Here is a 25,230-nt window from a genome sequence, read left to right as displayed (position 1 = left end):
CCATGCGCCGACTCAATATCCTCACCTGGCATACCCACGGCAGCTACCTGTACTACCTGTCGCAGGCGCCGCACGAATTCCATGTCGTCTCCAAGCCCGGCCGGCCGCCCGGCTATGGCGGGCGGGCCGGCCATTTCCCCTGGGGCGACAACGTGCACGACCTGCCGGTCGAGGCGGCGCGCGAGCAGCAATTCGACTGCATCCTGTTCCAGGACGACCACCAATGGGAGCACGACCAGTACGCCTTCCTCACGCCGGCCCAGCGCGCCTTGCCGCGCATCTACCTCGAGCACGACCCGCCACGTGCCCACCCCACCGATACGCCCCACCTCGTCGACGATCCGGGCGTGCTGCTCGTGCACGTCACCCCTTTCAACGAGCTGATGTGGGACAACCGGCGCACGCCTACGCGCGTGATCGAGCATGGCGTGCTGGTCCCGGACTCGGTGCGCTATCTCGGCGCCCTCGAGCGCGGGCTGGTGATCAGCAACCACCTCGGCCGCCGCGGCCGGCGCATGGGACCCGACCTGTTCCTGCGGGCGCGCGAGCAGTTGCCGCTCGACCTGGTCGGCATGGCGGCCGAAGAACTGCAGGGCATCGGCGAAGTGCAGCATGGGCAGCTGCCGGCGTTTGCCGCGCGCTACCGCTTCCTGTTCAGTCCGATCCGCTATTCCAGCCTCGGCCTGGCCGTCATCGAAGCGATGATGGTCGGCATGCCGGTGGTCGCGCTCGCCACGGCCGAGATGGCCACCGTGATCGACGACGGCGCGAACGGCTTCATCGACACCCGCTTCGAGCGCCTGGTCCGCTGCATGCGCGAGCTGCTGCGCAGCCCGTCGCTGGCGCGCGACCTGGGCCAGGCCGCCCGCCGCCGTGCCCAGGAGCGCTTTTCGATCGAGCGCTTCAGTGCCGATTGGGATGCCGCCTTTCGCTACGTCACCGGCAACCCGGACAAGGGGAGCGCGCCATGAGGCTGAACGAACAGCTGGCGCGCATATCGTCCCGCCTCCCTCTCGGCAGCCCGCCGGGGCGCATCGCCCTGATCAGCGAACACGCCTCGCCGCTCGCGCCGCCTGGCAGCGTCGACTGCGGCGGCCAGAACGTGTATGTCGCCAACCTGGCGCGCGAACTGGCGCTGGCCGGCGCGCGGGTCGACGTCTTCACGCGGCGCGACGGTGCCGGACAGAAGCAACTTGTCCCCCTGTGCGACAGGGTGCGCGTCATCCGTGTGCCGGCCGGGCCCGCCCGGTACGTGCCGAAGGAACAGCTGCTGCCCTGGATGCCCCACTTCGCCCGTTTCGTGACCCGCTTCGCGCGGCGCCAGGAAACGCCCTACGACATCGCCCACGCGAACTTCTTCATGTCAGGCCTGGTCGCCCAGCAGCTCAAGCGCGCGCTCGGCATTCCGTTCGTGATCACCTTCCATGCGCTCGGCCAGGTGCGCCGACTGGCCCAGGGCGCGGCGGACGCCTTCCCGCCCGAGCGCACGCAAATCGAGACGGCGCTGATGCGCCAGGCCGACCGCATCATTGCCGAATGCGCGCAAGACCGGCTCGACATGGAGCAGCTGTACGGGGCGGCCCCCAGCCGCATCACGGTCGCGCCTTGCGGCTTCGACCCGAACGAGTTGTGGCCGGTGCCGCGCGCCGCGGCGCGGGCGCAGCTGGGGTTGGCGCCCGGGCGTTTCACCGTACTCCAGCTCGGGCGCATGGTGCCCCGCAAAGGGGTCGACACCGTGATCCAGGGCCTCGCGCTGCTGCGCGAACGGCATGGAGTCGACGCCGAATTGCTCGTCGGCGGCGGCGGGCAGCCCGGTCTCGACGGCAGCGAAGACCCGGAGCTCGCCCGCCTCGGCGCGCTCGCGCAGCAGCTGGGCATCGACAGGCAGGTGCGTTTTGTCGGCCAGCAGGCACGCGCGGCCCTGCGCCTGTGGTACGGCGCGGCCGACGCCTTCGTCACCACGCCGTGGTACGAGCCCTTCGGCATCACCCCGGTTGAGGCGATGGCCTGCGCCCGTCCCGTGATCGGTTCCGAGGTCGGCGGCATCAAAAGTACCGTCGTCGATGGCCTGACCGGCTTCCTGATTCCCTCGCGCGACCCGCGTGCGCTGGCCGAGCGCCTGGCCCTGCTCCATGCCGATCCGGCGCTGGCAACGCGCATGGGCGAGGCAGGCCTGCAGCGTGCCTATCGCCACTACACCTGGCGCGCCGTCGCCCGGCAGGCCTCGGCCGTGTATGCGGCGGTCCTCGACGAAACCCGGACCGATACCGCGTCCGGCATCACCACTCTCCAGGAGCGAACATGAATTCGATGCAGCAAGCGCACGACACCCAACACGCGCGCCAGGCGTCGCAGGTGCACGAACCGCAAGACGCCGGCACGCGCCTGCGCGGCAAAACGGTTTTCATTACCGGCGCGGCCGGCGGCCTGGGGGCAGCACTGGCCGGGGTGCTGGCGGCAGCCGGCGCCGACATCGTCGCCACCGACATCCGCACGCCGGCGCTCGAATCGATGGCCCGGCAGCTGCGCGCCGGCGGCGCACGCGTGCATACCATCGGCTTCGACGTGGCCGATCCGGAAGAAGCACGGCGCGCCGTCACAGAAGCGGTCGAGACCATGGGCCGGTTTGACGTCCTGATCAACAATGCCGGAACCGACGTCACCCTGCCGATCGACGAACTATCCGAAGAGAACTGGCTGCGCGTCATCGGCACTAACCTGAACGGCCCCTTCCTGCTGGCCAAGCATGCGGCCGCGCACATGCGCCAGGCCGGCGGCGGCCACATCATCAACGTGACCTCGACGGCCGCCAAGCGCGCCTGGCCGAATGCGTCGGCCTACCACGCCAGCAAATGGGGCCTGCTCGGCCTCTCGCACGCGCTGCATGCGGAACTGCGCGCGCACGGTATCCGCGTCACGGCCGTGGTGGCCGGCGGCATGCGCACCCCCTTCCTGCTCGATCGCTTTCCCGACCTCGATCCAGCTGCCCTGCAAGACCCCGTGAATGTTGCCGAGGCCATCCGCTCGCTGCTGCTCATGCCGGAGGACAGCGTCATCGCCGAACTGACCGTGCTGCCGATGCGCGAAACTTCCTGGCCCTGACATGAAAGCGATTTTTCTCGACAAGGACGGCACGCTCGTCGACAACGTGCCGTACAACGTGGAGCCGCGCCGCATCCGGCTCAGCAGCGGAGCCGGGCCCGCCCTGCGCCTGCTCGCCAGGCTCGATTACCGTTTTATCGTCGTCAGCAACCAGGCAGGAATTGCCCTCGGGCGCTTTCCGGAAGACGCGATGGGTGCGGTGAGCGACCGCCTCGCCGACCTGCTGTTTCGCGAAAACCTCAGCCTCGACGGCTTTTATTACTGCCCGCACGATCCCGAAGGCACGGTCGCGCCCTATTCCATCGCCTGCCATTGCCGCAAACCCCTGCCCGGCCTGTTGCTCAAGGCTGCCGTCGAACACGACATCGACCTGCGGGCCTCCTGGATGATCGGCGACATCCTGCACGACATCGAAGCCGGCAACCGCGCAGGCTGCCGGACCGTCCTGCTCGACAACGGCAACGAAACCGAATGGCGGCTCGGCCCGCGCCGCATCCCCACCCGCATGGCGCCCGATTTATACGCCGCTGCCGTCCTGATTGCCGGCCACCATGACCAAGCTTAGTGCCACAATGAATGCCTGGAACGACGCGCCCCACCTGCTGTGCGTGCGCCTCGATTCGCTGGGCGACGTGCTGATGTGCACGCCGGCCATGCGCGCCCTGCGCGCACAATGCCCGCAGCGTCGGGTGACCCTGCTGACCTCGCCCGCGGGCGCCGCCCTGGGCCCCTACCTGCCCGACGTCGACGCCGTACTCGCCTATGAAGCGCCGTGGATGAAAAGCAGCGCGGCCGACTCACCGGCAGCACACATCGAATCGATTGGGAAGCTGGCCGCGCAGCATTTCGATGGCGCCGTCATCTTTACCTGCTACAGCCAGAGCGCCCTGCCCGCGGCCCTGCTGTGCCAGCTGGCCGGCATCCCCTTGCGCGCCGCCTACTGCCGCGAAAAACCCTACCAGTTGCTCACGGACTGGATTGCCGATCCGGAGCCCGGCGCCATGGTGCGCCATGAAGCGCAGCGCCAGCTCGACCTCGTGCGCCACCTCGGCGCCGAGATCGCGGACGAGCGCCTCTCCTTTGTTCCAACGAGCGAGGACATGGCGGCCGTGCGTGCGCGCCTGCGCCAGGCCGGCATCGATCCCGCTGGCCGCTGGCTAGTGCTGCACCCCGGCGCCAGCGCCCCGGCCCGGCGCTATCCTCAGCGCCACTGGCGCACCCTGATCCGCGCGTTAAGCGAGCGCATCGGCTGCCCGCTGGTGCTGACCGGCGGCATGCACGAAACGGCGCTGATCGATGCGATCGACGTCCCGCCCGGTGCGCGCGTGCTGTCGCTGGCGGGCCAGCTCGGCATCGGCGAACTGGGCGCCCTGCTGGCGCAAGCCTCGCTCGTGGTCAGCAACAATACCGGGCCGGCCCACATCGCGGCCGCCGTCGGCACGCCGGTGGTCGACCTGTATGCGCTGACAAACCTGCAGCACACGCCCTGGCGCGTGCCCAGCCGCGTGCTGAACCACGACGTCGCATGCCGCAACTGCCACCGCAGCGTCTGCCCCGAGGGACATCACGACTGCATGGAAAAACTGGCGCCGAGCCAGGTGGTCGATGCGGTGTGCAGCCTGCTCAAGCAGACCGAGGGATATCGAACGAGGGAGGTGGCGCTGGAGTGACCAGGGTTTTATGCGCAGCCGGAAACCTGCAAGGGGCACCCAAACGAAAAAGGCCAGTCCGAAGACTGGCCTTTCCGATTGATTCTCTTGGTCGGGGCGAGAGGATTCGAACCTCCGACCCCGTGCACCCCATGCACGTACGCTACCAGGCTGCGCTACGCCCCGACTAGGCCGGAATTATACCTGAGGCAGAAATTTTTTCTCAGGTTTTTGTGATGTCTAAAGCAAGTTCCTGGTGCAGTGGCGATCGCGATCAAACCGCACGCTGCCCCTGGCAGCGCGCAATGCGCACTGCCCGCCTGCCCCGGCACCACTCGCGAGGCATCACGCAACTCGCGCGCAGCGCCGGCATGCCGTCTCCACGGGCCTACTTCCACTCACCCCGCAGCACCCTGACCTGCTCGGACAGGTATTCCGGCGTCGCCTCCTGCGGCGCCACCGGTGCTCCAACGGCCAGCGCCAGTTTCGAACGCCAGCCGCGCGCGAACGCGCGCTCGAAGACGTTGCCCGGATCGCGCGTAAACACGCTGCCCCAGAGGCCGCGCAGCGCCATCGGAATCACCGGCACCTTGCTGCGCTCGACGATTTTCGCGATGCCGCCGCGGAACTCGTTCATCTCCCCCGTCGAGGTCAATTTCCCCTCCGGGAAAATGCAGACCAGGTCGCCTTCGTGCAGGGCTTCGGCGATGTCGATGAAGGCGCGCTCCATCAGGAAGGGATCGTCCTTGGCGGGGGCGATCGGGATCGCCTTGGCGGTGCGGAAGATCCAGCCCAGCAGCGGCATCCTGAAGATACGGTGGTCCATCACGAAGCGGATCGGGCGCGGGCTGGCGGCGCCGATGACGATGGCGTCGACATAGCTGACGTGGTTGCAGACCAGCACCGCCGGCCCCTCCTCGGGGATGCGCTCCACATCCACGGTGGCGACGCGGTGGATCGTGTGGATCAGCATCCAGGCCAGGAAGCGCACCAGGAATTCCGGCACCAGCGAGAAGATGTAGACGGCCACTAGCGCATTCAGCAAGGCCGTGACGAGGAACATTTGCGGGATCGAAAAGCCCTGCCCCAGCAGCAGGATCGCGACGCCGGCCGCGGCCACCATGAACAGGGCGTTCAGGATATTCATGCCGGCGATCGTGCGCGAAACGTGTTTCGGGTCGCAGCGGGTCTGGATCAGCGCGAACAGCGGCACGATGAAGAAGCCGCCGAAGACGCCGATCAGCACCAGGTCGGCGAGGATGCGCAGCGAGCCCGGCAGCGCGACCAGCGCGAACGCGTCCACGAGCGCCGTGTTCGTGTACGCCAGGCTGGCGAAATACAGGTCGATGCCGAACAGCGACAGGCCGATCGAACCGAAGGGAACCAGGCCAATCTCGACCTTGCGTCCGGAAAGCTTTTCGCACAGCAGCGAGCCGATGCCGATGCCGAGCGAGAACACGGTCAGCAGCAGCACGAAGACGCTGTGGTCGCCGTGCAGGTAGTCCTTGGCGTAGACCGGGAATTGGGACAGCACCAAGGCGCCGTAGAACCAGAACCAGGAGTTGCCGAGCATCGACAGGAAGACGGTACGGTTCTGCGCGGAGAAACGCAGATTGCGCACCGATTCGGTGACGAAATTATGGTTGATCTTCAGCTCGGGCGCGGGCGCCGGCGAGCTTGGGATACGCCAGCTGGCGGCCAGGCCCAGCAGCGCCATACAGAGGCTGGCGCCGGCGACGAGTGCGATGCCGAAGGGCTTGTGGGCCACCAGCAAGGCGCCGGCGACCTCGCCCAGCAGGATGCCGACAAAGGTCCCCATTTCGATCACGCCATTGCCGCCGACCAGCTCTTCCGGCTTCAGGTGCTGCGGTAAATAAGCGTATTTCACGGGCCCGAACAGGGTCGAATGCACGCCCATGCCGACCACGGCCGCGATCAGCAGCCACAGCGTGTGCGTCATCCAGCCGAGGCAGGCGACGAGCATGATCACGACTTCGAGCAGCTTCACGAAGCGCGCCAGCTTGCCCTTCTCGACCTTGTCGGCGATCTGGCCGGCGGTAGCGGAAAACAGGACATAGGGCAGGATGAACAGGCCGGGGATCAGGTTGTTCAGCAGACCCGGCGCGATCGTCGTCCATGACAGCGCGTCATAGGTCAGGGCGACCAGCAAGGCGGTCTTGAACAGGTTGTCGTTGAAGGCGCCGAGGAACTGGGTCCAGAAAAACGGCGCGAACCGGCGTTGCGACAGCAGGGAAAATTGGCTGGATTGGCTCATGCAAGGTCTCGTTGGGCAGGCGGTGGCGACGGGCGCTGTGTAATTTACACTAAGCTACAACACCGGGCCGGGCTTGGAAACAGATATTTACCGAGAAGCAACACAGTACAGATACTAGCCCTCCCGGTAGCGTCAGGCGATACCGTGACCAAGCTGTCTTGCGTTGGCTTGATGTCGAACAAGCCGCCTTAACGGAGCCGGGTAAACAGGCGGAACAATGGCCCAATGGCGAGCACCACCGCCACCATGCGCGAGACATGAAAGGCAGTCACGATCGGCACGCCCAGGTGCAGCACCCGCGCCGTCAGCGACATCTCGGCAATGCCTCCAGGCGAGGACGCCAGGATCGCCGTGCCCGGATGGATACCGGTCAGCCGCGCCAGCGCCAGCGCGAACCCGGCCGCCAGCAGCAGCGTGACGACGGTGCAGGCAGCCACGCTGGCCAGGTAGCGCGGCGCCGTGCGGGCGAAGGTGGGGGTAAAACGGGTGCCGAGCGACACGCCGATGAACAGCTGGCCGCAGCGGATCATCCACTCGGGCAGGCGCGAGAGCTGGATACCGGAGGCGGTCAGCATCAGCGCCACCGCGAGCGGGCCGATCACCCAGGCATTCGGCACGCCGAGGCGCTTGAGCAGCAATGCACCGCAACTGGTGAGAAGAATCAGCAAGGCCAGCCCGGGATAGCTGACCATGGAAGCGAGCGGCACGAACAGGTCGTGGCCGGGCGTGCTGCCGTGGGTGCTCCACCAGCGCAGCGCGAAGGGGATGGTGCCGACGACGAGCATGATGCGCAGGCTGTGCGCGGCCGCGACGCGGTCGACCGCCGCGCCGTGGCGCTCGCCCTGCACCGCCATTTCGGAGGCGCCGCCGACCGCCATCGCGAAGAAGGCGGTTGCGCGGTCGACCCCGGACAGGCGCCGCAGCAGCCAGGCGCCGGCTGCGCCGAGCGTCACCGCAAAGGCGACGGCCAGCGCGATCCAGCCGGCGTAGCGGGCCAGTACCGCCAGCACCGGGGCGCTGAAGTACAGGCCGAGGGCGGTACCGATCGCCCACTGCCCTGCTTCGCGCGCCTGCACCGGCGTCGCCAGCCGCGCGCCCAGCATGCAGGCGGCAGCGGTCGAGAACAGCGGGCCGATCATCCACGGCAGCGGCGTGTCGAGATACAGGCATAGCTGCGTGGCGGCCAGCGCGAGAAGCAAGGCAGGAACGAACCGGCGCAGCAGCGACGCCAGGACAGCGTGCTGCTGCGCGCTCGTGACGCTGCGCGGCGGTGTCACGTTCAGAACACCCAGAGCTTCTCCGGCGGCATCTCGAGCCAGTAGGCGCCCGGATCGACGCGGTTGCGCGAGTAGGCGCGCACGCTCGTGTCGCCGGCCTTGAACAGGCACTCCCAGCGGTCCCCCAGGTACATGCTGGTCACGAGCGGCAACTGCACGCCGTTGCCGACGCGCTCGCGGCTGATCTTCACTTCTTCCACGCGGATCAGGGTCGAGACCTCCGCCCCGGCGTCGGCGCCGGCACTCGCGCCGCGCGCGCTGCCATGCAGGTCGATGCCTTCGATTTGCAGCTGGACCGCGCCGCCGCTGCGCTTGACGACCTTGGCCGGCAGGCGGTTGTTCGAGCCCATGAATTCGGCCGTGAACAGGGTGTCCGGCGTTTCGTACATGCTTTGCGGCGTGCCTTCCTGCTCGATCTTGCCGTTATTGAGCAAGAGGATGCGGTCGGCGATCGCCATCGCCTCGTTCTGGTCGTGGGTCACCATCAGCGCCGACAAATTCAGGCGCAGGATCAGCTCGCGCAGGAAGACGCGCGCTTCCTCGCGCAGCTTGGCGTCCAGGTTCGACAGCGGCTCGTCAAGCAGGATCACCGGCGGGTTGTAGACCAGCGCACGGGCGATCGCCACGCGCTGCTGCTGGCCGCCCGAGAGTTCGTGCGGGAAGCGTTTACCGAGGTGGCCGAGGCCGAGCTGGGACAATACTTCGTTGACCTTGGCGTCGATCTCGGCCTTGCCGGTCTTGCGCAGCTTGAGGCCGTAGGCGACGTTGTCGAACACGGTCTTGTGCGGCCACAGCGCATAGGACTGGAACACCAGTCCCAGGTTGCGTTCCTCGGCCGGCTGCTCGTGGTGGCGCGCGCCGTCGAACACGCGGCGTTCGCCGATGTCGATCGTGCCCTGGCGCGGGCTTTCCAGGCCGGCCACGGCGCGCAGCAGCGTGGTCTTGCCGCTGCCCGATGGCCCCAGCAGGGCCACCACTTCACCGCGTTTCAGGTGCATCGACACCCCCTTCAGGATCGGGTTGGCGCTGGCGCCGCTGCCGTAGTCGAGGTGCAGGTCGTTGACGGTCAAAACGTTCATGGTCATGTCTCGTATCTATCTATATGTTTAATTATGCAGCTTGACGCCGAAGCGCAGCGCGATGCCCAGGCCGATCGCGACCAGGGTGATGTTGATGAACGAGAGCGCCGCCACCAGGTCGGTCGAGCCGGCGGCCCAGAGCGACACCAGCATTGCGCCGATCACTTCGGTCCCCGGCGAAAGCAGGTACACGCCGGTCGAGTATTCGCGTTCGAAAATCAGGAACACCATCAGCCAGGCGCCCAGCACGCCGTACTTGATCAGCGGGAGCGTGACGTCGCGCGTCACCCGGGCGCGGCTGGCGCCGACGGCGCGCGCCGCTTCTTCCAGTTCCGGGCCGACCTGCAGCAGCGCGGTCGATACCAGGCGCATGCCGTAGGCCAGCCAGACCACCGAATAGGCCAGCCACAGCGCGAAGATCGTCGAGCGCACCGCGCGCAGTTGCGGAATCAGGTGCGCCGACAGCCAGGCGGCGACCGGGTTGTCCATCATGTGCAGCAGGCCGTCGAGCCAGCTCGGCACGAACAGGAAGACCCACAGGAAGGACAGGCCGGCCAGCAAACCTGGGATGGCGCGCGGCACCAGCACGGTGTAGTCGAGCAGGCGCGTGATGCCGTCAGGCTTGCGGTGCATCGCCAGCGCGATGGCGGTGTAGCACACCACGGCCAGCGCCCCGCCGATCACGCCGATCAGCACGGTGTTGACGATGCCGCGAATCAGCGCAGGCTGCTCGAGGATGTCGCGGAAGTGCTGCAGGGTCAGCACGTCGGCCAGGTTCACGCCTTCGCCCCAGTACTGGACGAAGGAGCGCAGCACGATGCCGGTCAGCGGCAGCACCACCGTCACCAGCACCCAGCCGGCCAGCAGGGCCAGCGCCAGCCACTTCCAGCGGCCCAGGGCCAGCGGCTTCTGGCGCGCGCCCTTGCCCTTGATCGACACGTATTTGTTGGCCGTTTTCAGCAGGCGGCGCTGCAGCATCACCAGCGGCATCGTCACCGCCACCAGGCAGACGGCAACCGCCGCCATCAGGTGGTAGGAAGGCGTGCCCAGTTTATTCGTCAGTTTGTACAGGTAGGTCGGCAGCACCAGGTGGCCTTCCGGGTCGCCCAGCACCAGCACCAGGCCGAACACCTCGAAGCCGAGGAAGAACACCAGCACGCCGGCGTAGGCCAGGGCCGGCATGATCATCGGCAGCGAGACGTTGAGCATCACCTGCAGCGGCGAGGCGCCCGAGACGCGCGCCGCTTCCTCGACGTCCGAGCCGAGGCTCTTCAGGGCCGACGAAGCGTACAGGTAGACGTGCGGCACGTGCGTCAGGCCGGCGATGACGACGATGCTGGTGAAGGAATACACGTTCCACGGCACGAAGCCGATCAGGTTCTTGACCAGGACCGAATAGAAGCCGACCGGTCCCATCGAAACCACGTAGCCGAAGCCCATCACCATCGGCGAGACGAAGATCGGCACCAGCAGCACCGGCGCGATCCAGCTGCGCCCCGGGAGGTCGGTGCGCACCATCAGGAAGGCGAGGACGCCGCCCAGCGGGACCGCGATCGCGGCCAGGCCGGTGGCCAGGATGATGCCGTTGCGGAAGGCGACGACGAAGTCCGGATCGTCGAAGATGAAGCGGAAGGCGTCCAGGCCGAGCGCCTTGTCGGGCATGAAGAAAGGCGCCGTCAGGACGCTCTGGTAAAAAATGAGGAACAGCGGGACGAACACCGCCAGGGCCGTCAGCGTGACGACGAGGCCGCGTGGCCAGTTAAGGCGCTTGCCGCGCGAGGCAGGCAATGCGGCGGCGCCGTCCGGGGTCGCTTGCGCGCCGGGCAGGGATACAGAAGACATGGGAAGATCCGATTCGAGAGGGGTGGAACAGGCGAAAAACGTGGGAAGGAACAGGCCGATGACCCGGCCCTCCCCGCGTTCAGTCCTTACTGCTTACGGCTTACTTCTTGCCAGCCGTTTCCTTCCAGGTCTTCAGGAAGGCCATGCGCTTGGCCGGCTCCAGGTATTGCAGCACCTGCGGGCCGACCGGGATCGGCTTGATGTTTTTCTCGCCGACCTGTTCGATCAGTTCGGTCGACGTGGTCTCGCCCTTGACGTCGCCGCGGATCGCGAACAGCTTCGAGTCGTTGGCGATGATGGTCTGGCCGCGCTGCGACAGCAGGTAGTCCATCCACAGCTTGGCGGCGTTGACGTTCTTCGCCGTCTTGCTGATGAACTGGACGCGCGACATGATCAGCGTGTAGTCCTTCGGCAGCACCACGCCCAGCGACGGGTCGGTCTTCGCGCGCACCAGCGCGTAGGAGCCGAGCACGTTGTAGCCGATCAGGTTTTCACCCGACGAGATGCGCTCGAGCATGGTGCCGGTCGACGATTGCACGCGCAGTTTGGCGGTGCCGAAGGCCTGCTGCAGGGCCGCGAAGTCCTTGTAGTCCTGCGAATCCTGGGTCATGAACATGAAGCCCACGCCCGACTTCTCGATGTCGTAGCTGGTGACCTTGTCCTGGAACTTCGGCTGCGTGATCAGCTTGGCGAATTCGGCGTGCGTGTGCGGCACTTCGGCTTCGGTGACGAGGCGCTTGTTGTAGACGATCGCCGCCGGCTCGAAGGTGGTGCCGTAGGCCATGTCCTTCCATACCGCCCAGCCCGGGATCTTGGCCGCTTCGACCGAGCGGTAAGGCAGCGCGTAGCCACCCGAGGCCAGCTTGATCTGCAGGTCCATCGCGGACGACCACAGCACGTCGGCGGTGCCGCCGCCAGCTGCCACTTCGGAAATGAAGCGGTTGTAGACTTCGGTCGAATTCATGTCGTTGTACTCGACCGTAATGCCCGGGTACAGCGCGTTGAAGTCCTTGACCAGGGGCTGCGCGGCCTTGCTGTCGGTCGCGCCGTAGATCACCAGCTTGCCCTCTTTCTTGGCCGCGTCGACGATCTGCTTGTAATTGGCCGGGTAGCCGGCCGGCACCTGGGCCAGTGCCGGGATGGCGGTGGCGAAGGTGGCGGCAATGACGGCACCGATGATGGTTTTCGTGGTTTTCATGTTTGTCTCCTTGGGTGATCGAATCTCAGCTAAGCTCCGGCTAGCGCACGAGGTGGAACTGTTCGGCTTGCCGGTTATAGTCGGATACTGCTTTTTTGATGTGTTTTGTCAGGGCGTCGCCGGTCAGCGAGAACGGATACAGGCCGGCTTCGGTGCGCAGGCGCGCAAAATCGGGCGAGGCTTCGATGCGGTCGAATGCGGCAACCCAGCGGCGGTAATCCGCCTCCGGTACGCCCGGTCCCATCCACACGCCGCGGATCAGGGGCCAGACCACGTCGATGCCCTGCTCGCGCGCGGTCGGGACGTCTTTCAGCACGCCGGGCAGGCGTTTTTCCGCCAGCACCGCGAGGATGCGCACCTTGCCTTCGCCGGCATACAGCGTGGCCTCCGACGCGTCACCCGAGACGACCTGCACGAAACCCGCGCCCATCGCGGTGAAGCTTTCGCCGCCGCCTTCCAATGCCACGAAGCGCAGTTGTTTCGGGTCGACCTGCGCCTTCTGTGCAAGCAGCGCCATCTTCAGCCAGTCCTGGCTGCCGATGGTGCCGGACACCGCGATCACCACCGACTGCGGATCGCGCCGGATGGCGTCGAACAGCTCGCGCAGCGTGTGCCAGGGCGAGTCGGTGCGCACGGCGATCATGCCGTAGTCGGCGCCGACGGCCGCGACCCAGCGCACGTCCTCGACCTTCGCCTTGCCGAACTTGCCCTGCGCAAGGTTGAGCAGGGAACCGCCCGAAAAGGTGACCAGCGTGTCCGGTTCCGCGCGCCGCTGCGACACCAGCGTATGCCAGGCCACCGCGCCGATCCCGCCGGGCATGTAAGTCAGCTTCAGGCGCGGGCCGGCCGGTTGGGCCAGCAGCGCCTTTTGCGCCAGCTTGCAGGTCAGGTCCATCGCCCCGCCGGGTTTCGACGGGACGATGCACTCGGCCGCCTGCGCGCATGCCGGCAAGGCGCATGCGAACAGGATCGAAGCAAGCTGGATGCGCGATGTCTTCATGGCGCGGCTCAGGGAACGGGTCGGCGCTGCGTGGAAGCGGCGGTCCAGGATCAGAAGCGGTGCTGGATGCCTGCGGTCACGCCGGTTTGCGAGGTGCCGAAGCCGGCGTCGTCGCGCGACAGGCCGACCAGCTGGCCGTGCTTGCCCTTGACGTGCGCGCCGACCAGGTACAGGTCGGTGCGCTTGGACAGCGCGTACATGCCGCGCAGGACCAGCATGGTCGGATCGGCGTCGGTATCGGCCGCGACGTTCTTGACGTTGACGTGGTAGACGGCGCCGGTCAGGGTGACCTTGCCCATCGTGTCGACGATGCCGCCCCAGTAGGTGTCGGCGCGCACGTCGGCGGCGCCATTGCCCCGCTCCTGCTTGTAGCCGCGCATCGCTGCGAAGTACTGGAAGTTGCCGCCCTTGTAGTTGGCGCCGAGGTGGAAGACGCGGGCTTCGTCGCGGTTGCCGGTGGCGGGAAGCACGTTGCCGTTGACCTGCTCGAAGGCTGCCATCAGGCCCAGGCCGCCATGGTTCCAGGCGCCGGCGACGGCGTATTTGCGCGAGTCGGCGGCGCTGTTCGCCTGTTCGCCCAGGCCGATGGTGGCGCCGTAGGTGAAGTCGCCGGCCTGGCCCGAATATTTGATCAGGTTATCGAAAGCGGTCGTCATGCCGTATTTCGACGGGCCGGTCGCATTGCCCGAGGTGGCCCACGAGTAGTTCGGCGCAAAGCCCATCGGGTCGTACTTGATGACGAAGTCGTAGACCGTGGTGAACGAGCGGCCGATGACTGCGCGGCCGAATTTGCCGTCCAGGCCAACATAGGCCTGGCGCTTGAACAGCGCGCCGTCGGCGGCGCCGGTATCCATCAGGATGCCGCCTTCCAGGCCAAAGATGGCCTTCGTGCCGCCGCCCAGGTCTTCGCTGCCGCGGAAGCCCCAGCGCGAGGTGTTCTTGCCACCCGAGACGACCTTGACCACGCTGTCGCCGGCGGCGTTGGCATGATTCAGGTACTCGACGCCGGCGTCAACCAGGCCGTAGACCTGGACGCTGGTTTGCGCCTGTGCCGAGGTGCCGAGGGTAAGCGCTGCCAGCGCGGCGAGGGAAAGGGCCGTTTTCTTCATTACAATCTCCAAGTTTCGTTATGTTTTTGACCTGCAGCATTCACTATATGGGCGCCTTCCTTTCAATTAGCTTTCAGCCTGCACCGCCGTGGAGCGTTGCAAAAAAGCCACAGTGGCCCGGCTCACTCTTTGCGCTTACACTTGGCGCCATGCGAATACTGTTAGTTGAAGACCATGTCGAACTCTCGCACTGGCTGTCGAAAGCCCTGCGCGATGCCAACCTCACCGTCGAATGCGCCGCCACCGGCGCCGACGCCGACGCCCTGCTCCATACCCAGGACTATGCGCTGGTGATCCTCGACCTCACCCTGCCCAAGATGGACGGGCTCGACGTGCTGCGCCGCCTGCGCGCGCGCGGGGGACCACGCGGCAAGACGCCGGTGCTGATCCTGACCGCGCGTGGCGGCCTCGAGGAAAAAGTGCAGGGCCTGAACCTGGGCGCCGACGACTACCTGCCCAAGCCCTTCGAACTGGCGGAACTGGAAGCGCGCGTCAAGGCACTGCTGCGCCGCAGCGTCGGCAACGAGGCGCTGGTGCACCAGTGTGGCGCACTCGCCTTCGACACCGTGACGCGCATGTTCGCTTACGGCGGCGAGCCGCTGGCGCTCACCCCGCGCGAACACGCCGTGCTCGAAACCCTGATCGCCCGTCCGGGCCGTGCGGTGTCGAAAGAAAAGCTGTTCGACGAAGTCTTCGCGCTGGACGACGACGCCAACATCGACGCCATCGAGCTCTACATCCACCGCGTGCGCAAGAAGCTCGACCGCCGGGTCGAGGGCGAGGTGGCGATCACCACGCTGCGCGGCATCGGCTACCTGCTGCAGCCGCGCAGCACGCCCTGAACGCGATGCCCTCCTTCGCGGCCCTGGGCCGCTTCGTCGGCGGCGCTCATCTGCTCACGAATCGGCTCGGCACGCCACTCGGCAGCCTGCGCGGCCAGCTGCTGCGCTGGCTGCTCATTCCGCTGCTGGCGCTGGTCGCGATCAATTCGGTCTCGCTCTACAGCGACGCGCTCGAGGCCGCCGACATCGCCTACGACCGCTCGCTGCTGGCCTCCACCCGCGCCCTGGCCGAACGGGTGTCGGTGCGCGACGGCAAAGTCGTGGCCGACGTGCCGTATGTGGCGCTCGACAGCTTCGAGACCGATACCCTGGGCCGCATCTTCTACCGCGTCACTGGCCTGAAAGGCGAGACCGTGTCCGGCTACGCCGACCTGCCGCCGGTGCCGAAAGACGTGCCGCGCTCCGAACTGTACCCGGCGCTGGTGCGCTTCTACCAGGCCGACTACAACGGCGAGCCGGTGCGCATCGCCGCCCTGCTGCAGCCGGTATTCGACGATTCGATGCGGGGGATCGCGCTGATCCAGGTCGGCGAGACGCTGGACGCGCGGCGCGCGCTGTCGCGGCGCATCCTGGTGAATACGCTGGCGCGCCAGGCGCTGCTGGTGCTGGCAGTAGGCACCCTGGTCTGGTTTGCCGTGCGCCTGGTCCTGCAGCCCCTGATGCGCCTGAAGAACGAGGTGGAGACGCGCCCGCTGTCGGACCTGTCGGACGTCGACCCTGCATTGGTGCACCGCGAAGTGCGTCCGCTGGTGGGCGCGATGAATGGCGCGATGGGACGGCTGCAGCAGCTGATCGCCGGCCAGCGCCGCTTCATCGGCGACGCCTCGCACCAGCTGCGCACGCCGCTTACGGTGCTGAAAACCCAGGCCGAGCTGGCGCTGCGCGAGAACGACCCGGAGGCCATGCGCGAAATCGTGCGCTCGATCGCCGCCACCACCGATTCCACCGTGCACCTGGCGAACCGCCTGCTGAGCCTGGCGCGCATCGAGCATGGCGGCGACAGCGCAGCCATGGCGCCGGTCTCGCTGCCGGACGTGGTGCGCCAGGTCGGGCTTGAACTGGCGCTGCCGGCGGTGCAGAAATCGCTCGACCTGTCGCTCGATGCGACGGGAGAAGCGCTGGTCGAGGGCCAGGCCTTGCTGCTGCACGAGATGGTGAGCAACCTGGTCGACAACGCGATCCGCTACACCCCGGCGGGCGGCACGGTGCTGCTGCGGGTGGCGCAAGAGGGGGACGCAGTGCATCTGGAAGTTTGCGACAGCGGGCCAGGCATCCTCGAGGACGAACGCGAAAAGGTATTCGCGCCCTTCTACCGGGCCGGCGCCACCCTGGAAAAGAATCCCGGCGGCACCGGGCTCGGCCTGACGATCGTGCGCGATATTGCCGCGCTGCACCGCGGCACGGTCAGCCTTGACGCGGCCGGTGCGAGCGGGGGTTTGAAGGTGCTGGTGACGCTGCCGGCGGCGCCCAGGGGGAGGCCGGGAAGCGAAGGCTGAACGGTGTTTCCGGAACTTGGTTCCCGGCTAGAATTGACGCGGATCAACGCCGTTGAGACACCACAAGCGGCCTTCACGCGAGGCTCCTTGTGCAGCGCAGCGTGAGTAGAATGCTCGGATGAATTCGCCCAAGCTCCCCTCCATCCTGCGCGGCGCACCCGATGCGCTCTACGACGACATCGAGCACGCGCTGCTCGATCTCACCACCGCTTCGATCGACGACGAGGATGGCGTTCCCGCCCCCACCGTCGATGAATTCGCGCTCGATTTCCTGATCGAGTGCAGTCGCCCGCCCTACCCCCCCTGTCCGGGCGGCCTCGGATCTTGACCCGGCCTTAGCTCAGGGTCTCCAGCCTGATCCGGATCACCTTCCCGACCACCGAACCGAGTGCCTCGATGCGCGCAATCGCCGCATCGACTTTCTTCTCGCGCGTCTGGTGGGTGATCATGATGATGTCGGTGCGCTGGTCGCCGCGGTTGCCCTTTTGCAGGACGGCGTCGATCGAGATGCCGGCGTCGGCCAGGATGCGCGTCAGGTCGGCCATCACGCCGAGCTGGTCGTTCACGTACACGCGCAGGTAGTAGCTGGTCGTGATGTCTTCCATCGGCAGGATGGAAACGTCCGTCATTTCGTTCGGCTGGAAAGCCAGGTGCGGCACGCGGCAATACGGGTCGACGGTGGCCAGGCGCGTGACGTCGACCAGGTCGGCGATCACGCTTGACGCCGTCGGCTCGGCGCCCGCGCCCTTGCCGTAGTAGAGGGTCGAGCCGACCGCGTCGGCTTCGACCAGCACCGCGTTCATCGCGCCCTCGACGTTCGCGATCAGGCGCGCTGCCGGGATCAGGGTCGGGTGCACGCGCAGTTCGATGCCTTCGACGCCGTCCACCAGCGAACGGCGCGTGATGCCGAGCAGCTTGATGCGGTAGCCGAGTTCTTCGGCGTAGCGGATGTCGTCCGCCTGCAGCGCGCTGATGCCCTCGACGTGGGCCTTCCCGAACTGCACCGGAATGCCGAAGGCGATCGCCGACATGATGGTCAGTTTATGCGCCGCGTCCACGCCCTCGATGTCGAAGGTCGGGTCGAGTTCGGCGTAACCCAGTTCCTGGGCCGTTTTCAGCACGTCGGCAAAATCGAGTCCCTTGTCGCGCATCTCGGACAGGATGAAATTGGTGGTGCCGTTGATGATGCCGGCCACCGACTCGATGCGGTTCGCGCTCAAGCCTTCGCGCAGCGCCTTGATGATCGGCACGCCGCCGGCGACGGCCGCTTCAAAAGCGACCATCACGCCCTTTTCCTGGGCGGCGGCGAAGATTTCGTTGCCGTGCAAGGCGAGCAAGGCCTTGTTGGCCGTGACGACGTGCTTGCCGTTGGCGATGGCGCGCAGCACCAGTTCGCGCGGGAGTTCATAGCCGCCGATCAGTTCGACGACGATGTCCACGTCCGGGCTGTCGACCACGAGGTAAGGATCGTCGACGACCTGGCACTTGCCTCCGGTCAGGCGCGCGGCACGTTCAAGGTTGCGGGCCGCGACCATGGTGATTTCGATGCCGCGGCCGGCGCGGCGCCGAATGTCTTCCTGGTTACGTTGCAGCACGTTGAAGGTGCCGGCACCGACGGTGCCGATGCCGAGGAGGCCAACTTTGATGGGTTTCATGGTGTTCTGGAGTGAAATGTTCAGCGCGCGTGGCGTCGTCGGTAACCGTCGAGGAAGCGTGCGATGCGTCCGCAAGCGTCCGTCAGGTCGTCGGAATTGGGCAGGAACACGAGCCGGAAGTGATCCGGCGAGTGCCAGTTGAAGCCGGTGCCCTGCACCAGCAAAACCTTTTCCTCGCCCAGCAGTTCGCAAATGAACTGCTGGTCGTCGGCGATCGGATACATCGCCGGGTCCAGGCGCGGGAACATGTACAGCGCCGCTTTTGGCTTGACGCAGGACACACCCGGTATATCGGTAAGCAGTTTATGCGCGAGGTCGCGCTGCTTGAGCAGGCGTCCGCCCGGCGCCACCAGGTCGTTGATGCTCTGGTAGCCGCCGAGCGCGGTCTGGATCGCGAACTGCCCGGGGGCGTTCGCGCACAGGCGCATCGAGGCCAGCATGTTCAGGCCATCGATGTAATCCCTGGCGTGGCGCTTTTCGCCCGACACCACCATCCAGCCGGCGCGGTAGCCGCAGGAGCGGTAGTTCTTCGACAGCCCGTTCAGGGTGACGAACAGGACGTCGTCGGCCAGCGAGGCGATCGAATCGTGCTGGTGGCCGTCGTACAGTACCTTGTCGTAGATTTCGTCGGCGTAAATGATGAGGCTGTGCTGGCGTGCCAGCTCGACGATCTCGAGCAGGATCTCGCGCGGGTACAGGGCGCCGGTCGGGTTGTTCGGGTTGATGACGACGATCGCGCGCGTGTTCGGCGTGATCTTCTTGCGCATGTCGGCGATGTCCGGCATCCAGTCCGCTTGCTCGTCGCAGACATAATGTACCGGGGCGCCGCCGGCCAGGCTGACGGCGGCCGTCCACAGCGGGTAGTCGGGCGCGGGCACCAGCACTTCGTCGCCATTGTTCAGCAGGCCCTGCATCGCCATCACGATCAGTTCGGAGGCGCCATTGCCGAGATAGATGTCGTCGATCTTGACGCCGGCGATCTTCTTTTGCTGGGTGTAATGCATGACCGCCTTGCGCGGCGCAAACATGCCCTTCGAATCGGTATAGCCGGCCGCGCCATGCATATTGCGGATCATGTCCTGCATGATCTCGTCGGGCGGATCGAAACCGAACACGGCGAGATTGCCGATGTTGAGCTTGATGATCTTGTGGCCGTCGTCTTCCATCTGGCGCGCCTGCTCCAGCGCCGGGCCGCGGATCTCGTAGCAGACGTCGTCGAGCTTGTTCGATTTCAGAATCGGTCGCAAATTGTCACCCTTTTTTGTCACCAACGATTGCCCGCATGTTGCAGTGCGAAAAATACCATTCTGCCGAAAGCGCCCGATTTAAGCAACCTGGGTCTGCCCCGTAGCGTAACAACAGGCGGGAGAGGCAAGAATGACGGAAAGGTTACAATGGCAGCCCGTTTCCGCTTACAGCCACTGCGCTCATTACGATGAAGCTCCATTCCGACAGCACCCAACAATACCAGACCGTCACCGGCTACGATGCCTCGGGCGTGGAAATCAACGCCCAGCGTTTCGATTACAGCTTGCTGGTGATGCCGGAAACCCCGCCCCGCCCCTGGGAGGTGACGCGCTTCGAAGACTTGCAGGCCGCGCATTTCGAGCAGATTGCTGCGGATGCACCGGACGTCGTCATCCTCGGCACCGGCGAGCGCCAGCGCTTCGTGCACCCGCGCCTGGTGCAGGCCCTGTCCGCGCGCCACATCGGCGTCGAGTCGATGGATAGCCAGGCCGCCTGCCGCACCTATAACGTGTTGATGGGCGAAGGACGCAAGGTGACGCTGGCGCTGATCCTCGAAGGCGGCGCCGCGGCCTGAGGCGGCCGCGCGCCTGCTTGCCCCGAATTGCTGGGTTGAACGGCATTGCGCTATTGAAAGGCAACGTTTCGGCCGCATATTCCGTCGACCCTTACCATATCGGCATGCCACAGTAGCATCCGCCTCGATAGCCGATTATGATGAGCGCACTGCGGGATGGCACGAGGCCGATCCTGCCCTACCAGTCCAGGAGAACCCCGTGGCCGACAGCCCCAGCGCAGCAAGCGTAGAGAACTTTTCCGCCGCCATGACCGGCGGCCAGACCTTCCAGTTCGAAGGGCGTCCGGCCAAATATACGGTGCTGTACTTCTACCCGAAGGACAACACGCCCGGCTGCACCACCGAGAGCATGGCCTTCCGCGACCATCACGATGCATTCCTCGCCGCCGGCGCCGAAGTCTATGGCATCAGCCGCGATTCGCTGCGCTCGCACGAGGGCTTCAAGTCGAAGCTGGGCCTGCCGTTCGAACTGATCTCCGACCCGGACGAACTGGTGTGCAACCAGTTCGGCGTCATGAAGAATAAGATGATGTATGGCAAGCAAGTGCGCGGGGTCGAGCGCAGTACGTTTGTCGTTGACGCTCACGGCCGATTGGTGAAAGAATGGCGTGGCGTGAAAGTCAATGATCACGTCGATGAAGTGCTCGAATTTGTGAAGAGCCAGCCGTAACAGGTGGCTCAAGTCCAACAACTTTCTGGACAAACCCCGTTATTTTGAGTCGACCCGTTTTATCTCAGCATCATTCCAATCTGGCAGCCTGCCACGCCGGTTCTTCCGGCCCTGGCCCGCGCCTCGCTGTATTTCCAGTTGCTCTCCAGTTGCATCTTCCGCCCGCCAGCCCGTCCCGACGTGCTGGTGCGAGCGTCCTCCACTTTTCTAGATTGAGAACCTGATGCCACTACCAAAAATGCCCACCAAACCGGCCACACTGCTGCCGGTCAACGAATACCCGAAAGCCGAACCCGGCAAGTCTCCCGTGCGCGCCATTGCCGCAGCGCCGGTCGAGGCCGATCCCGTCGAAGACCTGATCAGCGGTAAAGCCGTTCCCACTTCCACATCCAGCCGTGCGCGCAAGGGCAAGGCCACGCCGCTGGCCGCCGTGCCGGTGCCGCCAGCCGATTCGCAGACCTGGCCGGCGCGTGCCGAGACCGGCACCGTCGCCAAGCTGAAGGAAACCGACATGGCCGAACCGCATCCGGCCAAGCACAAGCCGGTCGAGGTCAACGTCAAGTCCTCGACCAGCCGCCGCGCCGATCGTGCAGGCGGCACCAAGGTCTTCGTGCTCGATACGAACGTCCTGATGCATGACCCGACAAGCCTGTTCCGTTTCGAGGAACACGACGTCTACCTGCCGATGATGACGCTCGAAGAACTCGACGACCACAAGAAAGGCATGTCCGAGGTTGCCCGTAACGCGCGCCAGGTCTCGCGCACGCTCGACGCCCTGATCGCCGACATCGACGACGACGGCATCGAAGCCGGCATCGCGCTGGCCAAGCTCGGCAACAAGGATGCCAAAGGCCGCCTGTTCTTCCAGACGAAGTTGCAGAACGGCCCCCTGCTGCCGGAAGGCCTGCCGGTCGGCAAGGCAGACAACCAGATCCTGGGCGTCGTGAAAGCCCTGGCCGCCGAGCAGCCGGAGCGCGCCATCGTGCTGGTGTCGAAAGACATCAACATGCGCATCAAGGCGCGCGCGCTGGGCTTGCCGGCCGAGGACTATTTCAACGACCACGTGCTGGAAGACACCGACCTGCTGTACTCGGGCATCGTGCAATTGCCGGACGACTTCTGGGACAAGCACAGCAAGAACATGGAGTCCTGGCAGGAAAACAAGAATGGCAACAACGCGACGTTCTACCGCGTGAATGGCCCCTTCATTCCAAGCCTGCTGACCAACCAGTTCGTGTTCCTGGAACCGTCCGCCGGCGAGGCGCCGATGTATGCCCAGGTCAAGGAGGTCAACGGCAAGACCGCCGTGCTGCGCGTGCTGCGCGACTACAGCCACACCAAGAACAGCGTCTGGGGCATCACCGCGCGCAACCGCGAGCAGAACTTCGCGCTGAACCTCTTGATGGACCCGGAGTGCGACTTCGTCACCCTGCTCGGCCAGGCCGGTACCGGTAAAACCCTGCTGGCGCTGGCGGCTGGCCTTGCGCAGGTGCTGGAGACCAAGCTCTACAACGAGATCATCGTCACCCGCGTGACGGTGCCGGTCGGCGAAGACATCGGCTTCCTGCCGGGTACCGAGGAAGAGAAGATGTCGCCGTGGATGGGCGCTTTCGACGACAACCTGGAAGTGCTGAACAAGTCCGACACCGACGCCGGCGACTGGGGCCGCGCCGCGACGCAGGACCTGATCCGTTCGCGCATCAAGATCAAGTCGCTCAACTTCATGCGCGGCCGTACCTTCGTGAACAAGTTCCTGATCATCGACGAGGCGCAGAACCTGACGCCGAAGCAGGTCAAGACCCTGGTCACGCGCGCCGGTCCCGGCACCAAGATCCTGTGCCTGGGCAACATCGCGCAGATCGATACGCCCTACCTGACCGAAGGCTCGAGCGGCCTGACCTATGTGGTCGACCGCTTCAAGGGCTGGTCGCATAGCGGCCACGTGACGCTGGCGCGCGGCGAGCGTTCGCGCCTGGCGGATCACGCGAGCGAGGTGTTGTAAGCGTTTTTCGCTTCACCGAAACCTGCGCGCCTTGCGGCCCGCAGGTTTTTTTTCGTCCGTTGGCGGCTGCGTAACGTAGGGTGGGCATGCCCACGCGGTACGGTGTGTGATCGGTGATGACGCGTCCACGTGGGCGATTATTCGCATTGCGCGCCATGTTCGGGCGGCGCCGCGCATCAACCGGCGTGACCGCGTGGGCATGCCCACCCTACGGTACGCATCGGCCAACAATAGCCTGCGCGCGGTGCGGTCCGCAGGTTTTTTTTCGTCCGTTGACGGCTGCGTAACGTAGGGTGGGCATGCCCACGCGGTACGGCGTGTGATCGGTGATGACGCGTCCACGTGGGGGATTATTCGCATTGCGCGCCATGTTCGGGCGGCGCCGCGCATCAACCGGCGTGACCGCGTGGGCATGCCTACCCTACGGTACGCATCGGCCAACAATAGCCTGCGCGCGGTGCGGTCCGCAGGTTTTTTTTCGCCCGTTGGCGGCAGCGTAACGTAGGGTGGGCATGCCCACGCGGTGCGGCGTGTGATCGGTGATGACGCGTCCACGTGGGGGATTATTCGCATTGCGCGCCATGTTCGGGCGGCGCCGCGCATCAACCGGCGTGACCGCGTGGGCATGCCTACCCTACGGTACGCATCGGCCAACAATAGCCTGCGCGCGGTGCGGTCCGCAGGTTTTTTTTGTCCGTTGGCGGCTGCGTAACGTAGGGTGGGCATGCCCACGCGGTACGGTGTGTGATCGGTGATGACGCGTCCACGTGGGGGATTATTCGCATTGCGCGCCATGTTCGGGCGGCGCCGCGCATCAACCGGCGTGACCGCGTGGGCATGCCCACCCTACGATACGCATCGGCCAACAATAGCCTGCGCGCGGTGAGGTCTGTAGTGGTCAAGTAATTTCGGACACGACGATAGGTTCTTTTGCTGCCATGGTGCGTTCATAGACGCTGGGCGGCAGATTGCCCAATACAGAATGCAGGCGCTCGCAGTTGTAGAAGCCGGCGATGTAATTGGCCACATCAAGCTTGGCTTCGGCGTGGTTCTCGTAACTGCGCTGCCAGACGCGCTCCATTTTCAGGTTCAGGAAGAAGCGTTCAGCAACTGCGTTATCCCAGCAGTTCCCTTTGCGGCTCATGCTGCAGACGAAGCCGTGTTCGGCCAGCAAGGCCTGGTACTGGTCGCTTGCATATTGACTGCCGCGGTCGGAATGAACAACCAGTCCGGCGGCTGGCCGGCGCGCCTGGATTGCCATGCGCAAGGCATCGCAGACCAAGGTGGCTGGCATGCTCGGCGCCATTGCCCAGCCCACGACTCTGCGCGAGAATAGGTCGAGCACGACAGCCAGATACAGCCAGCCGGCGCCGGTCCGGATATACGTGATATCCGACGCATAAGCCAAGTTGGGCGCTGGTGGATTGAACTGCCGGGCGAGTACGTTTGGTGCAATCGGCAGTGCATGCTTGCTGTCGGTCGTGTGCACGAATTTGCGTTTCCAGACTGGTTTCAGGCTGGCCTGTTGCATCAGGCGGCGCACCTTGTAACGGCCTACCTGAAGGCCGCTATTGGCCAGTGCCGTAACCAGGCGACGGCTGCCGTAACTCTGGCCGCTGCTCATGAACGCGGCACGCAGATGCACGCTCGCTTTGCAAAAAGTCGGCGTGGCTGCACGACGCTTGGCTTCGTAAAATCCGGCCCGGCTCACGCCCAGCAGGCGGCAGGTTTGTGCGACAGGTACGGCCTTCATTTGCAGCTCGTCAATGAGCCGATAGCTCACTTGAGCTCGCGGGCAAAGAAGGCCGATGCCTTTTTTAATACGTCTACATCACTACGAAGCTGGCGGTTTTCCTGCTCCAGTTGCCGAATACGCTGCTGCTCAGCCGTCAGCGGTTTGCCGATGCCTGGCTGGCCTTGTTGCTCGGCCTCGTACTGCTCCATCCAACGACGGATTGCGGTCACACCGATATCCATCGTCTGGCTGACATGCGAGATGCTAAGGCCTTGTTCTTTGATCATACGGACGACCTCGAGCTTAAAGCTGGGGTCAAAATTGCGGCGTTGCCTGGTCATGTAAACTCCTTCGAAGGTGAATTATCCACCTATCGAGGTGTCCGGAGACATTAGACCACTACAGTCCGCAGGTTTTTTTTGTCCGTTCGCGGCTGCGTAACGTAGGGTGGGCATGCCCACGCGGTACGGCGTGTGA

General features: G+C 65.5%; 21 protein-coding genes and 1 tRNA gene. 11 read left to right on the top strand and 11 right to left on the bottom strand.

Annotated elements, in window-relative coordinates:
• Window positions 1–2: 2 nt before the first annotated feature.
• The 5 genes from AC1MEM_RS10740 to AC1MEM_RS10720 are packed head-to-tail and all read left to right on the top strand — an operon-like array spanning window position 3 to window position 4,772.
• The gene (locus tag AC1MEM_RS10740) at window positions 3–971 is read left to right on the top strand and encodes a glycosyltransferase family 4 protein (RefSeq protein WP_499477160.1); all 969 of its coding nucleotides are present in this window, start codon (window positions 3–5) and stop codon (window positions 969–971) included.
• Window positions 968–2,305 (top strand): glycosyltransferase, encoded by a 1,338-nt coding sequence (locus AC1MEM_RS10735; RefSeq protein WP_499477158.1) that lies wholly within the window; start codon window positions 968–970, stop codon window positions 2,303–2,305. The genes AC1MEM_RS10740 and AC1MEM_RS10735 overlap by 4 nt, the downstream gene beginning before the upstream one ends.
• Window positions 2,302–3,102 (top strand): SDR family oxidoreductase, encoded by an 801-nt coding sequence (locus AC1MEM_RS10730; protein ID WP_499477156.1) that lies wholly within the window; start codon window positions 2,302–2,304, stop codon window positions 3,100–3,102. The genes AC1MEM_RS10735 and AC1MEM_RS10730 overlap by 4 nt, the downstream gene beginning before the upstream one ends.
• A gap of 1 nt (window position 3,103) precedes the next feature.
• Window positions 3,104–3,667, top strand: coding sequence for a D-glycero-alpha-D-manno-heptose-1,7-bisphosphate 7-phosphatase (locus AC1MEM_RS10725; RefSeq protein WP_499477155.1), 564 nt, complete (start codon window positions 3,104–3,106; stop codon window positions 3,665–3,667).
• Window positions 3,654–4,772, top strand: coding sequence for a glycosyltransferase family 9 protein (locus tag AC1MEM_RS10720; protein WP_499477153.1), 1,119 nt, complete (start codon window positions 3,654–3,656; stop codon window positions 4,770–4,772). The genes AC1MEM_RS10725 and AC1MEM_RS10720 overlap by 14 nt, the downstream gene beginning before the upstream one ends.
• A gap of 88 nt (window positions 4,773–4,860) precedes the next feature.
• Here AC1MEM_RS10720 and AC1MEM_RS10715 read toward each other — a convergent pair.
• From AC1MEM_RS10715 to AC1MEM_RS10680, 8 genes are all read right to left on the bottom strand, one after another.
• A tRNA-Pro gene (locus AC1MEM_RS10715) sits at window positions 4,861–4,937 on the bottom strand.
• A 202-nt stretch (window positions 4,938–5,139) separates the two neighbouring features.
• Window positions 5,140–7,026: an MFS transporter gene (locus AC1MEM_RS10710; protein ID WP_499477152.1), complete on the bottom strand. Its 1,887-nt coding sequence runs from the start codon at window positions 7,024–7,026 to the stop codon at window positions 5,140–5,142.
• A 188-nt stretch (window positions 7,027–7,214) separates the two neighbouring features.
• The gene (locus AC1MEM_RS10705) at window positions 7,215–8,258 is read right to left on the bottom strand and encodes an AbrB family transcriptional regulator (RefSeq protein ID WP_499477628.1); all 1,044 of its coding nucleotides are present in this window, start codon (window positions 8,256–8,258) and stop codon (window positions 7,215–7,217) included.
• 47 nt (window positions 8,259–8,305) lie between these two features.
• Window positions 8,306–9,382 carry an ABC transporter ATP-binding protein gene (locus tag AC1MEM_RS10700; RefSeq protein ID WP_499477151.1) on the bottom strand — a complete coding sequence of 359 codons (1,077 nt, stop codon included), beginning with the start codon at window positions 9,380–9,382 and terminating at the stop codon, window positions 8,306–8,308.
• Between the two features lie 27 nt (window positions 9,383–9,409).
• Window positions 9,410–11,224, bottom strand: coding sequence for an ABC transporter permease (locus AC1MEM_RS10695; RefSeq protein ID WP_499477150.1), 1,815 nt, complete (start codon window positions 11,222–11,224; stop codon window positions 9,410–9,412).
• Between the two features lie 100 nt (window positions 11,225–11,324).
• Window positions 11,325–12,422 carry an ABC transporter substrate-binding protein gene (locus AC1MEM_RS10690; RefSeq protein ID WP_499477149.1) on the bottom strand — a complete coding sequence of 366 codons (1,098 nt, stop codon included), beginning with the start codon at window positions 12,420–12,422 and terminating at the stop codon, window positions 11,325–11,327.
• A gap of 40 nt (window positions 12,423–12,462) precedes the next feature.
• The gene (locus tag AC1MEM_RS10685) at window positions 12,463–13,422 is read right to left on the bottom strand and encodes a Bug family tripartite tricarboxylate transporter substrate binding protein (RefSeq protein WP_499477147.1); all 960 of its coding nucleotides are present in this window, start codon (window positions 13,420–13,422) and stop codon (window positions 12,463–12,465) included.
• Between the two features lie 50 nt (window positions 13,423–13,472).
• Window positions 13,473–14,531 carry a porin gene (locus tag AC1MEM_RS10680; protein WP_499477146.1) on the bottom strand — a complete coding sequence of 353 codons (1,059 nt, stop codon included), beginning with the start codon at window positions 14,529–14,531 and terminating at the stop codon, window positions 13,473–13,475.
• A gap of 149 nt (window positions 14,532–14,680) precedes the next feature.
• Here AC1MEM_RS10680 and AC1MEM_RS10675 point away from each other — a divergent pair, with 149 nt between their 5' ends.
• From AC1MEM_RS10675 to AC1MEM_RS10665, 3 genes are all read left to right on the top strand, one after another.
• Window positions 14,681–15,373 carry a response regulator gene (locus AC1MEM_RS10675; RefSeq protein WP_499477144.1) on the top strand — a complete coding sequence of 231 codons (693 nt, stop codon included), beginning with the start codon at window positions 14,681–14,683 and terminating at the stop codon, window positions 15,371–15,373.
• A 5-nt stretch (window positions 15,374–15,378) separates the two neighbouring features.
• Complete coding sequence (locus AC1MEM_RS10670; RefSeq protein WP_499477142.1) at window positions 15,379–16,869, top strand: sensor histidine kinase; 1,491 nt, start codon at window positions 15,379–15,381, stop codon at window positions 16,867–16,869.
• 118 nt (window positions 16,870–16,987) lie between these two features.
• The gene (locus tag AC1MEM_RS10665; protein WP_499477141.1) at window positions 16,988–17,197 is read left to right on the top strand and encodes a hypothetical protein; all 210 of its coding nucleotides are present in this window, start codon (window positions 16,988–16,990) and stop codon (window positions 17,195–17,197) included.
• Window positions 17,198–17,204: 7 nt separating this feature from the next.
• Here the strand turns inward: AC1MEM_RS10665 and AC1MEM_RS10660 are convergent, their stop codons facing one another.
• Window positions 17,205–18,524 carry a homoserine dehydrogenase gene (locus tag AC1MEM_RS10660; RefSeq protein WP_499477139.1) on the bottom strand — a complete coding sequence of 440 codons (1,320 nt, stop codon included), beginning with the start codon at window positions 18,522–18,524 and terminating at the stop codon, window positions 17,205–17,207.
• A 20-nt stretch (window positions 18,525–18,544) separates the two neighbouring features.
• Complete coding sequence (locus tag AC1MEM_RS10655) at window positions 18,545–19,771, bottom strand: pyridoxal phosphate-dependent aminotransferase (RefSeq protein WP_499477138.1); 1,227 nt, start codon at window positions 19,769–19,771, stop codon at window positions 18,545–18,547.
• A 188-nt stretch (window positions 19,772–19,959) separates the two neighbouring features.
• Here AC1MEM_RS10655 and AC1MEM_RS10650 point away from each other — a divergent pair, with 188 nt between their 5' ends.
• From AC1MEM_RS10650 to AC1MEM_RS10640, 3 genes are all read left to right on the top strand, one after another.
• Window positions 19,960–20,346 carry an Mth938-like domain-containing protein gene (locus AC1MEM_RS10650; RefSeq protein WP_499477136.1) on the top strand — a complete coding sequence of 129 codons (387 nt, stop codon included), beginning with the start codon at window positions 19,960–19,962 and terminating at the stop codon, window positions 20,344–20,346.
• Window positions 20,347–20,593: 247 nt separating this feature from the next.
• On the top strand, window positions 20,594–21,016 hold the full coding sequence (locus AC1MEM_RS10645) for a peroxiredoxin (RefSeq protein WP_499477626.1): 423 nt from the start codon (window positions 20,594–20,596) through the stop codon (window positions 21,014–21,016).
• A 223-nt stretch (window positions 21,017–21,239) separates the two neighbouring features.
• On the top strand, window positions 21,240–23,018 hold the full coding sequence (locus tag AC1MEM_RS10640) for a PhoH family protein (RefSeq protein WP_499477134.1): 1,779 nt from the start codon (window positions 21,240–21,242) through the stop codon (window positions 23,016–23,018).
• An 898-nt stretch (window positions 23,019–23,916) separates the two neighbouring features.
• Here AC1MEM_RS10640 and AC1MEM_RS10635 read toward each other — a convergent pair.
• Window positions 23,917–25,094 (bottom strand): IS3 family transposase gene (locus AC1MEM_RS10635; RefSeq protein WP_499477133.1). Its coding sequence is split into 2 segments (ribosomal slippage): window positions 23,917–24,827 and window positions 24,827–25,094, totalling 1,179 coding nucleotides; the frame shifts between segments, so codons are not numbered across the junction.
• Window positions 25,095–25,230 lie beyond the last annotated feature (136 nt).

It is taken from the genome of Telluria sp. AIW5, assembly GCF_056680575.1.
This window is presented reverse-complemented; position numbering and strand designations above follow the sequence as displayed.

What these genes read in the sequence shown, in the direction of transcription:
- AC1MEM_RS10740 (WP_499477160.1), top strand. Translation starts at nt 3, where the DNA reads ATGCGCCGACTCAATATCCTCACCTGGCATACCCACGGCAGCTACCTG.
- AC1MEM_RS10735 (WP_499477158.1), top strand. Translation starts at nt 968, where the DNA reads ATGAGGCTGAACGAACAGCTGGCGCGCATATCGTCCCGCCTCCCTCTC.
- AC1MEM_RS10730 (WP_499477156.1), top strand. Translation starts at nt 2,302, where the DNA reads ATGAATTCGATGCAGCAAGCGCACGACACCCAACACGCGCGCCAGGCG.
- AC1MEM_RS10725 (WP_499477155.1), top strand. Translation starts at nt 3,104, where the DNA reads ATGAAAGCGATTTTTCTCGACAAGGACGGCACGCTCGTCGACAACGTG.
- AC1MEM_RS10720 (WP_499477153.1), top strand. Translation starts at nt 3,654, where the DNA reads ATGACCAAGCTTAGTGCCACAATGAATGCCTGGAACGACGCGCCCCAC.
- AC1MEM_RS10710 (WP_499477152.1), bottom strand. Translation starts at nt 7,026, where the DNA reads ATGAGCCAATCCAGCCAATTTTCCCTGCTGTCGCAACGCCGGTTCGCG.
- AC1MEM_RS10700 (WP_499477151.1), bottom strand. Translation starts at nt 9,382, where the DNA reads ATGAACGTTTTGACCGTCAACGACCTGCACCTCGACTACGGCAGCGGC.
- AC1MEM_RS10695 (WP_499477150.1), bottom strand. Translation starts at nt 11,224, where the DNA reads ATGTCTTCTGTATCCCTGCCCGGCGCGCAAGCGACCCCGGACGGCGCC.
- AC1MEM_RS10690 (WP_499477149.1), bottom strand. Translation starts at nt 12,422, where the DNA reads ATGAAAACCACGAAAACCATCATCGGTGCCGTCATTGCCGCCACCTTC.
- AC1MEM_RS10685 (WP_499477147.1), bottom strand. Translation starts at nt 13,422, where the DNA reads ATGAAGACATCGCGCATCCAGCTTGCTTCGATCCTGTTCGCATGCGCC.
- AC1MEM_RS10680 (WP_499477146.1), bottom strand. Translation starts at nt 14,531, where the DNA reads ATGAAGAAAACGGCCCTTTCCCTCGCCGCGCTGGCAGCGCTTACCCTC.
- AC1MEM_RS10675 (WP_499477144.1), top strand. Translation starts at nt 14,681, where the DNA reads ATGCGAATACTGTTAGTTGAAGACCATGTCGAACTCTCGCACTGGCTG.
- AC1MEM_RS10670 (WP_499477142.1), top strand. Translation starts at nt 15,379, where the DNA reads ATGCCCTCCTTCGCGGCCCTGGGCCGCTTCGTCGGCGGCGCTCATCTG.
- AC1MEM_RS10665 (WP_499477141.1), top strand. Translation starts at nt 16,988, where the DNA reads ATGAATTCGCCCAAGCTCCCCTCCATCCTGCGCGGCGCACCCGATGCG.
- AC1MEM_RS10660 (WP_499477139.1), bottom strand. Translation starts at nt 18,524, where the DNA reads ATGAAACCCATCAAAGTTGGCCTCCTCGGCATCGGCACCGTCGGTGCC.
- AC1MEM_RS10650 (WP_499477136.1), top strand. Translation starts at nt 19,960, where the DNA reads ATGAAGCTCCATTCCGACAGCACCCAACAATACCAGACCGTCACCGGC.
- AC1MEM_RS10645 (WP_499477626.1), top strand. Translation starts at nt 20,594, where the DNA reads ATGACCGGCGGCCAGACCTTCCAGTTCGAAGGGCGTCCGGCCAAATAT.
- AC1MEM_RS10640 (WP_499477134.1), top strand. Translation starts at nt 21,240, where the DNA reads ATGCCACTACCAAAAATGCCCACCAAACCGGCCACACTGCTGCCGGTC.